Consider the following 11,499-nt stretch of genomic DNA (forward strand, 5'->3'; position numbering starts at 1 on the left):
ATAGGATACTACATTAAACCGCTTCATTAAGCTTCGATAATTTATCCAATACCAATTGATAGGTTGGGGTTTCCATTTCGTATTTTATCCCTTCATTGACTACAAATTCGGTCAATGAACCAAGCTCAAATTTTCGTTCTGCTAAAACATCACGATGCATTGACGAGGTTGCTGTATGAGGCATTTTCTCTAATTTCAGAATGGTTTGCATAATAATATCATTAGGCAATTCCAATCCTTTTATTGCAGCAATCATGGTGATTTCGTTAAGTAAATCAGCATAAAATTTTCGGCTAGAAGCACTTTCGAGAATCTCTCCTATATTCTGATTTAAATAAGAAGTGGCTGATGCCAATGCTGAAATAAATATGAATTTTTCCCAAACCGTTTCTTCAATAGCCTCCACAAGCTTACTGTCAATATTCGCTTTTTGAAAAATAGATTGCAGTGCATTCAATTTATAAATAGAGGCAGTTCTAGATCCGAAAAAAAGTTTTTCATATGGCCCCACTTTCTTTATAACTCCAGGAGAATCAATCATTGAAACAATATACACACAACCTTGTAATACTTCATTATCAGGAAATAATTCGCTGATGCGTTCTGGAGCGTCAACACCATTATATAAAGGTAGAAAAATCGTGTTTTTGTTTATGCATTTATTTAGAGAAAGAAGACTGTCTTCAATATCATACGTTTTTGTTGCACAGATAAGATAATCCAGTTTTCCTATAACTTTAGGATCATTAGAAACAATAGTTGGAAATGTAATTATTTCAGTTTCATCAGTAATGATTTTTAAACCCGATTCTGACACCACTTTTTGAGTTTCTCCACGAGCGATAAAGATGATTTCAATTTCGTCCGATTCGGCATACGCTTTGGCTAAAAGTCCACCAAAATAACCACCTACACCACCTAATCCTAAAATCCCAATTCCTGTTTTCATAACTACTATTTGTAATAAAAATTAAACCATTGAGAAATTTAGAAAATTAAGCATAATCACTTAATGAAACTTAATTTCTCAATGGTTCCCTTTTAGATTTTACAATCTTTTATTTATTCTTAGAATAAAAATAAAAAAACAGACCTATAAGCCGGATTCTGTATCCGCCGAGGCGAACCCTTATCATTTATCTAGGCTTACAATTACTCGTGAGCTCCAACTATCTACCCTTCAACAACGGACGAGACGCCCTTAAATGCTGATATACTTGATATTTCACCGCATAGAGTTTACCTGGTTTCACTACAGCATTACCTGTACATACTTTCTGTTGCACTAGTCCTAATCTCATTCTTGCGAACAAAACCGACGGGTGTTACCCGCTATGCTTCTCTATGGTGTCCGGACTTTCCTCCTTCTTGATTGCTCAAAACGGCGATAAGGCGGTCTGTGCCGCGAATTTACGATATTATATCAACGAAGTCAAGTTTTCATAATTTACTTTAACATGTCTTTTATAAATACTTAAATATAAAATGGTTATCTTTAAATATTAATTAAATCTTCCTAATCATGAGACCTATATACCATTACTCGACTGTTTCTGAAGCCTTAGATAACTTAAATGAAATGGGATTCAGCTATGATTTTAATATTCATGAAGACGAAATTGTAAATGATCCACATATACATCAAGTAAAGCACGTCTATCGTTATGAAGGTAATTCTGACCCTGGAGATTCAGCCATTGTTTATGGTATAAAATCAACTTCAGGTAAAAAAGGAGTTTTTGTTGCTGGTTTTTCAGCTAAAACAAATAGCGAAGCAGCTCGCGTTTTAGATAAAATATGCATTGAAGGTAGCAATCAATGTTAAATTTAAAATTTTCACATCCATATTAACAACAACTAATAAATATAAAAATATGAAAAACATATATCATTATGACTCCGTTTCGAAAGCCTTAGATGATTTGAATGAAAAAGGTTTTACCTATGATTTCAACCTACACGAAGAAGATATCTCAAAAAATCCCGATAAATATGAAATTGTTCATATTTACCGTTATGAAGGAGATTCTAATCCAGATGATGAGGCTATGGTCTTTGGTATTAAATCAAAATCCGGAAAAAAGGGTGTCTTTGTTACTGGTTTTGCAGCAAATTCAGTTTCTGAAGCTGCACAAGCGCTAATCCAAATAAGTATTAAAGACAGGATAAAGTAAAGAATATCTATTATCTAAAAACCACAATAGTTAAATTCCATAAGATTCCAGACCGTATTTTTATTTCCCCAGAAGCTATATTTTAAATTAGAGTCAATATTGATCTAATGATGCTTTCAGAATAATTAGTAAGGAGGATTTTATGGAAATTACTTTGTATTTCCCAGCGTTGGTGTGTAATAATTCTACAAGACTAAATGGGAGTTATATATCTAAATTTAAAGTAATTAGTACTATTCAAAAGTAAGCTATACCTTTTCATCGATGTTAATTTTCGAATTAAACAAATTATCCTTTTCATAATATAACCGCTTTTCCTATATTTGCTTTCGAATAAAAATTCTATGGAACAATTTGTAGTATCGGCGCGAAAATATCGTCCTCAAACATTTAATGATGTAGTGGGACAAAAAGCCATTACAAATACTTTATTGAATGCCATAGACAGCAACCATCTTGCCTCTGCCCTATTATTTACAGGCCCTAGAGGAGTTGGAAAAACGACATGTGCCAGAATTTTGGCCAGGAAAATCAACCAACCGGGTTATGATGACCCCAATGAGGATTTTGCCTTTAATGTCTTTGAGCTGGATGCCGCATCGAACAATTCTGTTGATGACATACGTAGTTTGATTGATCAAGTTCGTATCCCACCGCAAACCGGAAAATACAAGGTTTATATTATTGATGAGGTGCACATGTTGTCTTCGGCCGCATTTAATGCTTTCTTGAAAACATTAGAGGAGCCGCCAAAGCATGCCATTTTTATTTTGGCAACGACCGAAAAACATAAAATTATTCCAACCATATTATCCCGTTGTCAAATATTTGATTTCAAAAGAATCACAGTAAAAGACGCCAAAGAACACCTTGCAGAAGTAGCTACGAATCAAGGTATTGATTTTGAAGATGATGCTTTGCATATCATTGCTCAAAAAGCAGATGGTGCTATGCGTGACGCATTGTCTATTTTTGATAGAGTCGTTTCCTATTGCGGTACTAACTTAACTCGTCAAGCAGTTACAGAAAACTTAAATGTTCTTGACTACGAAACTTATATCACTGTTACTGATTTAATTCTTGAAAATAAAATTCCTGATTTATTAGTAACATTTAATGAAATACTAGCAAAAGGATTTGACAGCCATCATTTCGTATCGGGCTTAGCTTCTCATTTTAGAGATTTATTGGTAAGTAAAACGCCTTCAACTTTGTCGTTATTAGAAGTTGGAGAACAAGCACAAAAAATGTACGGATTACAAGCGCAAAAATGTAGTCAAGATTTTTTATTAAAGGGAATCGCTATTGCAAATGATTGCGACTTAAAATTCAAGCTCAGCCAAAATCAGCGATTACTTGTTGAACTTTGTTTAATGCAACTAGCCTCTATCACTTTTGATGGAGAAAAAAAAAAGTTGACGCATTTATAATTCCACCCACTTATTTCAGGAAAAATGATTACTCAATAGCTGATACAACAAAACCTACTGAATCAATACCTGTTGCAGTTATTCCTGCTGTAAACACTGTACAAGTTTCTGCAAACAAAGAACCTGAGTCAAAACCGGTTCCCACTGAGCAGAGCAAAACAGATACTTCACTTTCAGACGGGCCTAAAGTTTCTGCCTTTTCATTAGCAAGTATTCGTGCAAAAAAAGCACTTGAAGAAAGCAATAAATCGTATGTAAAAGAGGAACTCCACCTGCCAACTCAAAACTTTACTGAAACAGAAATGTTATTGCATTGGACTAAATACGCAAAGCGACTAGGAGAAAAAGGTTTCAGGATAATGGAATCATTACTACTTATTAATGATCCCGTTTTAAATGGTTTTGCTATCACACTAGAATTACCAAATGAAGGTTCAAAATTAGATTTTGAAAAAGAATTAAACGGCCTATTAGGTCATTTGAAAGGGCATTTGCATAATCATGACATTACAATAGAGGTGATTGTCAACGAAAGTATTCAAAGTAAAAAGAATTTTAACGATCAGGACCGCTACAATAGACTTCATGAAATAAACCCAAATATTGACCTCTTGAGGACAACATTTGGATTAGATTTAAATGTTTAAATATAAAACTGCTCTAATATAAATTTAGCTTTTTTTAAATATTACCATAATACATAGCCTTTACAATCCCATCTGAAAGTCCTATTTTAGGAACATAGATTTGTCTAGCACCACTCCATTTCATCGCATTAAGATAAATACGAACCGCTGGTATAATTACATCGGCACGATCTGGATTCAGTCCTAATTCAGATATTCTTTGTTCATAGGTCAATGAATTTAGAAAAGCATATTGAGAATTTACATAGATAAATGACAACGGTTTTTCCTGTGCTTTTCCTGACATTTTAAAAAGTTTATTGATGTTTCCACCAGAACCAATTAGCGTTATTTCTTCAAAGCCCTCCGTATTTGTTTTGATCCATTTTTCTATTTCATCCCAAACAGCGTCAACAACCATCTCATTTAACAAACGAACGGTTCCTGCCTTAAATGATTTAGAGGTTACAATCTTACCATTAGAGAATAAAGTAAATTCGGTACTTCCACCTCCCACATCAACAAATAGGTATGTTTCGTCTGTATTTAGCAAATGAAGTAAATCAGTTGATGCAATTATAGCTGCTTCTTTTTTACCGTCGATAATTTCTATCTCAATGTCGGCTTTCTCTCTGATAATATCGACAACTTCCTTACCGTTATAGGCTTCTCTCATTGCCGATGTTGCAAAAGCTCTATAACTCTGTACTTTATGTACTTTCATCAAAAGGTTGAATGCTGTCATCGCATCACGCATTCTATCAATATTTTCTTCAGATATTTCCCCTACGGTAAATGCATCCTGACCCAAGCGGATAGGAACCCGTACCAATGAGCTCTTATTAAATTGAGGTTCTTTTCCCTCCTGCTCGACAATATTCACTATCAATAAACGCATAGCATTTGAACCGATATCGATAGCAGCATATTTCTTTATTTTAATCATTCTATATTATGATTTTATATTTAAGTTTTTGGATATTAATAAGCAAAAACTTAAAATTTAAATTTCTAAAATTTTTCGTCTAATAAATCAACTTTATTTTGATAGTACTTATAAGTTTCGATCTGAGCCCTAAATATAGGTTCGCCATTTCGCTCTCTATATTTATTATCTAATTTATAAGAGTGATAGCGTGCTTTTACATTACCCTTCCATCCTAAATCAAAATTATCTATTAATTCATTTTTTATATCTTGATCATAAATAGGACAAGTCACCTCTACTCTACCATCTAGATTTCGAGTCATGAAATCAGCTGAGGAAATAAAAACTTCTGTTTGTCCTGCGTTACCAAAAATATAAATCCTAGCATGCTCTAAATAATTATCAACGATACTTATGGCTTCAATATTAGAACTCATTCCTTTGATTCCAGGAATCAAAGAGCAGATTCCTCTAACCTCCAATTGTATTTTTACTCCTGCATTACTGGCTTCATATAATTTATCTATCATTGAAAAATCAGATAAACTATTCATTTTTAACTTTATATGTGTTTTTCTCCCAGCACGAGCGTGTAGAATTTCTCTATCTATTAATTTATAGAATCTCATACGCGTATAATGTGGTGACACAATAAGATGTTTGTAACGATGGATTCTATAATTTATATCAAAAAAGTCAAATATTTTAGAGATGTCTTTCAAGATTTGCTGATGACTTGTAAAAAGAGTTACATCTGTGTATATTTTCGCAGTTGCCTCATTAAAATTTCCTGTCGAAATAAAGCCATAACGTTTTATTTTCCCCTTTTCAAGTCTTTCGATTACACATATTTTACTATGTACTTTCAAGCCTTTTATTCCAAAAATAAGTTCAATACCCTCTGTTTGCATTTGTTCAGCATAGGAAATATTTGAAGCTTCATCAAAACGAGCCTGTAATTCTATTTGAACAGTTACTTTTTTTCCGTTTTTGGCGGCATTAATCAGTGAACTAATAATTTGGGAATTTTTAGCTAATCTATAAAGCGTGATTTTAATCTTGGTTACTTTAGGATCAAGCGCAGCTTCACGCAGAAACTTAGTTAAATAAGAGAAAGACTGATAAGGCGCATTTAATAAATAATCCTTTTTACTAATTCTTTCCAGTATACTCCCTTCAAGGCTTAAGCCAGGGATTGGTAATGGATCATTGGTTTTATATAAAAGATCGTGTCTACCCAAATTAGGGAAATTCATATAGTCCCTCCTATTGTGGTATCTACCTCCGGGAATGATACTATCTGTAGAAACAATTTTCATTTTATCTAAGAAGAATGCCAATGTATCTTTTTCTATCAATTGATCGTATATAAAACGAACTGGCTCCCCTACTAATCTGTCCTTTACACTAGTCGAAATTTTTTCCAGCATACTTTTACTTAAATCGCTATCAATATCTAACTGTGCGTCGCGACTTATTTTTATCATATGCGCCGAAACACTTTCATAGTCAAAAATATTAAACACACTTTTTAAATTATGTCTAATCACATCATCGATCAGTATAACATATTGTTTATTAAGATAGGATGGTAAAACAACAAATCGATTCATCGTTTTTGGGATTTCGATAATTGCATAACGAACCTCGGAATCCTTCTTCATTACCAATTTTATGGCTAAATAACCAATGTTATCTCTTAATAATGGGAACTCTGATAAATCATTTAATATTATCGTAACCAACTCTGGACTAAGCTGTTGGATAAAAAAATCTTTTAAAAATATTTCCTGCTCTTCAGAAATTTCATCTTCATTTATAATAAAAATGTTTTTTGTTTGCAGTTCATTTTCAATTCCCTTCAGTATAAGTAGGCTTTCGGTTTGGTGTCTGATTACAATTTCTGTTATGTCTTTAACTAATTGCTGAGCTGAAATACCTCCAAGAATTTTCTCTCCTGATTTTCCTGAGAGACTTAATCTTCTTATTGCTGCAAATCGAACTCTAAAAAACTCATCTAAATTATTGGAGAAAATCCCTAAAAATCGTAATCTATCTAAAAGTGGTACTGATTCATCTGCTGCTTCTTGAAGTACTCTTGCATTAAATGCTAACCAACTTTTTTCTCTATCTATATATTTTATTTCTGGCACTATATGTATTATTTTAAATCTTTTGGAACTATTATTTTTTTTGTCTTGCCCTTTTTTATTTTTTCCCAATAATCAGTATCGAATTGCAAAGATACAAATCCGCAGGTAGGCACATTACTAATTAAAACATCCCCAAATTTATTAACAAAATTTGTCATAGCTGCATTATGTCCAAAAATAATCAAGCTCTCAATTTTGTTGTCACAGGATTTGATGATTTTTTCTAAATGTTTTTCATCAAAAGTATAGAGTTCATCCTTAAAAACGATGCATTCCAAAGGGTATAAAATGTTATGCGCAAATATTCGTGCTGTATCTGCGGCCCTTTTGGCAATACTACTCCATAAAACATATGTCTTAGGGACAAAATCATGGATATTTAAAGATACCAAGTGAGCATCTTTCATACCTCTTTGGTCTAATGGTCTATCAATATCTTGTAAAGGTGCATCCCAATTAGATTTAGCATGTCTTATTAATATTAGATTTTTCATATTTGGAATTTTTCATATTAATTTCGATGAGATTAATTTGGCTTAGAAAGATACAATATATATTATAAATCTTTATTTATTTTCATGAAAAATTACCAATACTTCATCATTTATCTAGATTAATAAAAATGGATTTTCGTCTATTTAACATCTATAAATTAATAATTGACTACTTGTTAAAATTCACTAAACTCATCTCCTTTCCAAAATTTAATAAAATTTATCCTTTATTAAATACGGCAATTAATTTCAAGTTAAACTAAAAAACTTAATTAGAATTTTAATCAAATTAACAAGAAATGCTGAAATTCTATGTCATCATTAGTCCTCAACATTTTCTTACGTAAATCAAAACGATAATTTCAAATTATTAAATATCAATGAATTAACATATCTGAAAATTGAATATTGGATATAGATGTTAAAAAACAGAAGTCTAACCATTCAAAAACATTAAATTTTAACATAAAATATAGTTAAGTGTAGGATTCAATTCACAATTTTTCATAAAAAAACAAAAAAAACACGCATTTTAACGAGTTTTCAGGTCATTCAAAGAGAAAATTCATAAAAGATGTTAATTGTAATTACATTAGTATAAAATTACATATTTCTGATTATTAACATCCTCGATATAAATTAGTCCCACGTATATTATATACAACTCAATTAAAATTTAATTGTTATGAAAACTAAAATTACTCTACTTTTACTGACTTTCTTCTTGTTTGTCGGTAATTCTTATTCTCAAACCGAAACTGATCCTGATAAACTCGGTGGTCCTGTTTTGATTGGAAAGGTAGCTCCGTTCACTTTACCAGTTGATATTACTGGTATACAAACAAAATCGAGCGCCAAACTTACAAATAAAACATCCCTTACTTCAAAAGTGGCTGTTGCTCCTAGTTTAGAGTGGCCAAACCCGGGTGCGGTTCACATTGAAAAAACCGCTGAGGCAACTACTACCCCTGGAAAATGGAAAATAAACATATTAACTCAAGGAAAGAATATCCCAACTACAACTGATGTGGTTCTGGTAATTGACAACTCAGGTAGTATGGGGGGAAATAAAATAACAAGCGCAAAAGCTGCAGCTAACACTTTTTCCAGTGAATTATTAAATGGTTCGTCAGGGATTCGTGTTGCAATTGTTACAATAAACGCTACTGGAAATTTTGGAACTCCGTACGTAAATCAAAGTTTTACTAATAACACAACTACTCTAAGTACTGCAATTAACGCTATATCTGCTAGTGGAGGAACTAATTTACAGGGTGGGTTTTATGCCGCAAGAGAGCTGATAGCTGCTACAAGCACAGCTGACAAAAAAGTGGTGATTTTGCTTTCTGATGGGGCTCCAACTTATAGTTATCAATCGAATAATATTACAACAGATTTTAATGTTTCTTGTGGAAGCATAAGTAATTTTAATATTTCACGAAGTGATTTTGAAGCTTCCCATTTGTTTATTGGCTCAAGTACTTATACAACTGTCGTAGGAACTGGAGGCAGCTTCAATACAACTTTATATTCTAAATCTTTAAATTGTAGTGGAACCAATAGAACTTTTAATGCTGGGAACCATGGAATTCCTACTATATATGAGGCGGGGCTTGTTATGAATAATGGTATAGATGTATACACTATTGGATTCGAAGTACCATCAGCTGGAGATGAAGCAAATGTTCTAAATAGTTCGCAAAACAAAGGATATTTCGCCGCAACAAGCAGTAATATTTCAAATATTTATTCTCAAATAAGATCAAATATTGCATTTGCTGCATCAAATGCAATATTTACAGATCCAATGAGTACTTATATTGTGCTACAAGCTGGAGTAACTCCAACTTATTCAGTGAGCCCTAGTACTACTGGTAATGTTGTAGTCACTAAGGGGACAGTAACATTTGTCAATAATGGCTTTGTTTTAAATGATCCTGATATTCCAACAAGTGGAAATAGTAATTTAATTAAATGGAAAATAGTTTGGAATATAGGTACTATTTCAGAAATAGGTGATCAAATGTATTATTATGTCACTATGGCTCCTAATACAAATCCAACTATATTATATGACGCCAATGAGAAAACTTACATGGATTATACTGATGTAAATGGTAATACAACTGCACATCAAGAGACGCCAACTGATTTTACAATACCTAAAGTGAGTGGAGGAAAAGGATCAGTTGAAATTATTTACTATACTGTCAATGAAAACGGCGAACCTATTAATAGTGTTGGAACTGTTGTTCCAATAGAAAATGCTGTGAAAATAATTCCTGGAAGTAGTAAATACTTCGAATATAATGGTAGTACTGCTTTAGAAGTCAACCAAAACTACACCATTTCACCTGAAGGCCTATATACATCAAATAGTATATTATATCAATTATATTGTACTTTTGGAAACATATCTGTTACCCCCACGCCAACATCACCAAACAAGGTAGTTTGGTTTGGTTATAGATTAGGTAAAGCACCTGAAACATCTGTGGTGCAACCAATTTGTGGAGTAGCAACAGGAAGTGTAACCATAACAGTACCAGTAGCTGGTAGTGGGTTCACATATACTATTACTGGTACAAATCCAGTTACAGCCCCAATAACTAATTCCAATGGTGTATTTAACTCACTTACGTCAGGAACTTATTCTGTTACTTCAAAATCTACTAATGGTTGTATTTCTGTTCCTTCAGTTGTCATTATCAATGACCAACCATTAACTCCTACGACTGCTACTGCTGGTGTGGATCAAACTGGAAGTGCTACTTGTGGAATGACTATAGTAACACTTGCAGCAAATACACCAACGGTAGGAACTGGTAAATGGACTATTGAAAGTGGAACAGGTGGGTCTTTTGTATCTGATACAAATCCAACAACTGATTTCTCTGGTACTCCGGGAATGGCATATGTATTAAAATGGACAATTTCAAATGCACCTTGTACTGCTTCAAGCGACGAGGTTAATATAAAATTCAACCAAAACCCTACAACTGCTACTGCTGGTGTAGATCAAACTGGAAGTGCTACTTGTGGAATGACTACAGTAACACTTGCAGCAAATACACCAACGGTAGGAACTGGTAAATGGACTATTGAAAGTGGAACAGGTGGGTCTTTTGTATCTGATACAAATCCAACAACTGATTTCTCTGGTACTCCGGGAATGGCATATGTATTAAAATGGACAATTTCAAATGCACCTTGTACTGCTTCAAATGACGAGGTTAATATAAAATTTAATATAATACCCAATCCACCTATCTCTGGTGGTAATCAAACCGTATGTACTGATGGGAATACTACGCAAACACTTACTGCAACCGCTACAGGTGGAACTATTACTTGGTATGACGCTGCTGTTGATGGTACGGAAGTAGCGAATCCTATTCAAATAGGTGTAGGAACTAAAACTTATTACGCGCAAGCTTCTAATGGAACTTGTTCTAGCTTGACACGTACTGCTGTGATATTAACTATCAATAATGGACCTATGCCTCCTACATCTGGCGGTAATCAAACAGTATGTGAGACCTTGCCGCTACAAACACTTACCGCAACAGCAACTGGTGGAACTATTACTTGGTACACTTCCGCAACGGATGGAGAATTGGTAGAGAATCCAACACTTAACACAGTAGGTTCAGTAACTTATTATGCTCAAGGTGATAATGGTAATTGTTCTAGC

General features: G+C 33.3%; 10 protein-coding genes and 1 other RNA gene. 5 read left to right on the forward strand and 6 right to left on the reverse strand.

Annotation, left to right across the window (positions count from 1 at the left end):
- Positions 1-13 precede the first annotated feature (13 nt).
- Both BLV91_RS14895 and rnpB read right to left on the reverse strand, forming a co-directional pair.
- Positions 14-949, reverse strand: coding sequence for a ketopantoate reductase family protein (locus BLV91_RS14895; RefSeq protein WP_091434692.1), 936 nt, complete (start codon positions 947-949; stop codon positions 14-16).
- A 131-nt stretch (positions 950-1,080) separates the two neighbouring features.
- An RNA gene (gene rnpB, locus BLV91_RS14900) (RNase P RNA component class A) lies at positions 1,081-1,404 on the reverse strand.
- A 118-nt stretch (positions 1,405-1,522) separates the two neighbouring features.
- Between rnpB and BLV91_RS14905 the strand changes: the two genes are divergently transcribed.
- From BLV91_RS14905 to dnaX, 3 genes are all read left to right on the forward strand, one after another.
- Positions 1,523-1,825 carry a hypothetical protein gene (locus tag BLV91_RS14905; RefSeq protein WP_091434693.1) on the forward strand — a complete coding sequence of 101 codons (303 nt, stop codon included), beginning with the start codon at positions 1,523-1,525 and terminating at the stop codon, positions 1,823-1,825.
- Positions 1,826-1,874: 49 nt separating this feature from the next.
- On the forward strand, positions 1,875-2,174 hold the full coding sequence (locus tag BLV91_RS14910) for an SH3 domain-containing protein (protein ID WP_091434713.1): 300 nt from the start codon (positions 1,875-1,877) through the stop codon (positions 2,172-2,174).
- A 344-nt stretch (positions 2,175-2,518) separates the two neighbouring features.
- Positions 2,519-3,604 (forward strand): DNA polymerase III subunit gamma/tau, encoded by a 1,086-nt coding sequence (dnaX, locus tag BLV91_RS14915; RefSeq protein WP_091434695.1) that lies wholly within the window; start codon positions 2,519-2,521, stop codon positions 3,602-3,604.
- Positions 3,605-3,632: 28 nt separating this feature from the next.
- Here the strand turns inward: dnaX and BLV91_RS14920 are convergent, their stop codons facing one another.
- The gene (locus BLV91_RS14920; protein WP_091434697.1) at positions 3,633-3,848 is read right to left on the reverse strand and encodes a hypothetical protein; all 216 of its coding nucleotides are present in this window, start codon (positions 3,846-3,848) and stop codon (positions 3,633-3,635) included.
- A 115-nt stretch (positions 3,849-3,963) separates the two neighbouring features.
- Between BLV91_RS14920 and BLV91_RS14925 the strand changes: the two genes are divergently transcribed.
- Positions 3,964-4,251 carry a DNA polymerase III gene (locus BLV91_RS14925; protein ID WP_245709718.1) on the forward strand — a complete coding sequence of 96 codons (288 nt, stop codon included), beginning with the start codon at positions 3,964-3,966 and terminating at the stop codon, positions 4,249-4,251.
- A gap of 34 nt (positions 4,252-4,285) precedes the next feature.
- On the opposite strand, the gene BLV91_RS14930 is transcribed toward BLV91_RS14925, so the two are convergent.
- From BLV91_RS14930 to BLV91_RS14940, 3 genes are all read right to left on the reverse strand, one after another.
- Positions 4,286-5,176: a Ppx/GppA phosphatase family protein gene (locus tag BLV91_RS14930; RefSeq protein ID WP_091434701.1), complete on the reverse strand. Its 891-nt coding sequence runs from the start codon at positions 5,174-5,176 to the stop codon at positions 4,286-4,288.
- A 65-nt stretch (positions 5,177-5,241) separates the two neighbouring features.
- Positions 5,242-7,311: a polyphosphate kinase 1 gene (gene ppk1 / locus BLV91_RS14935; RefSeq protein WP_091434715.1), complete on the reverse strand. Its 2,070-nt coding sequence runs from the start codon at positions 7,309-7,311 to the stop codon at positions 5,242-5,244.
- A gap of 8 nt (positions 7,312-7,319) precedes the next feature.
- Entirely contained in the window at positions 7,320-7,805 is a 486-nt protein-coding gene (locus BLV91_RS14940; protein ID WP_091434703.1) for a SixA phosphatase family protein, read from the reverse strand.
- A gap of 685 nt (positions 7,806-8,490) precedes the next feature.
- Between BLV91_RS14940 and BLV91_RS14945 the strand changes: the two genes are divergently transcribed.
- A partial coding sequence (locus BLV91_RS14945; RefSeq protein WP_139262352.1) for a VWA domain-containing protein occupies positions 8,491-11,499 on the forward strand: 3,009 nt, incomplete at its 3' end.

The organism is Flavobacterium degerlachei (genome assembly GCF_900106645.1).
Lineage (GTDB): Bacteria > Bacteroidota > Bacteroidia > Flavobacteriales > Flavobacteriaceae > Flavobacterium > Flavobacterium degerlachei.

Excerpts from the sequence above, each read along its gene's own strand:
- BLV91_RS14930 (WP_091434701.1), bottom strand. The coding sequence starts at position 5,176 with ATGATTAAAATAAAGAAATATGCTGCTATCGATATCGGTTCAAATGCT.
- BLV91_RS14895 (WP_091434692.1), bottom strand. The coding sequence starts at position 949 with ATGAAAACAGGAATTGGGATTTTAGGATTAGGTGGTGTAGGTGGTTAT.
- BLV91_RS14925 (WP_245709718.1), top strand. The coding sequence starts at position 3,964 with ATGGAATCATTACTACTTATTAATGATCCCGTTTTAAATGGTTTTGCT.
- BLV91_RS14910 (WP_091434713.1), top strand. The coding sequence starts at position 1,875 with ATGAAAAACATATATCATTATGACTCCGTTTCGAAAGCCTTAGATGAT.
- dnaX (WP_091434695.1), top strand. The coding sequence starts at position 2,519 with ATGGAACAATTTGTAGTATCGGCGCGAAAATATCGTCCTCAAACATTT.
- BLV91_RS14940 (WP_091434703.1), bottom strand. The coding sequence starts at position 7,805 with ATGAAAAATCTAATATTAATAAGACATGCTAAATCTAATTGGGATGCA.
- BLV91_RS14905 (WP_091434693.1), top strand. The coding sequence starts at position 1,523 with ATGAGACCTATATACCATTACTCGACTGTTTCTGAAGCCTTAGATAAC.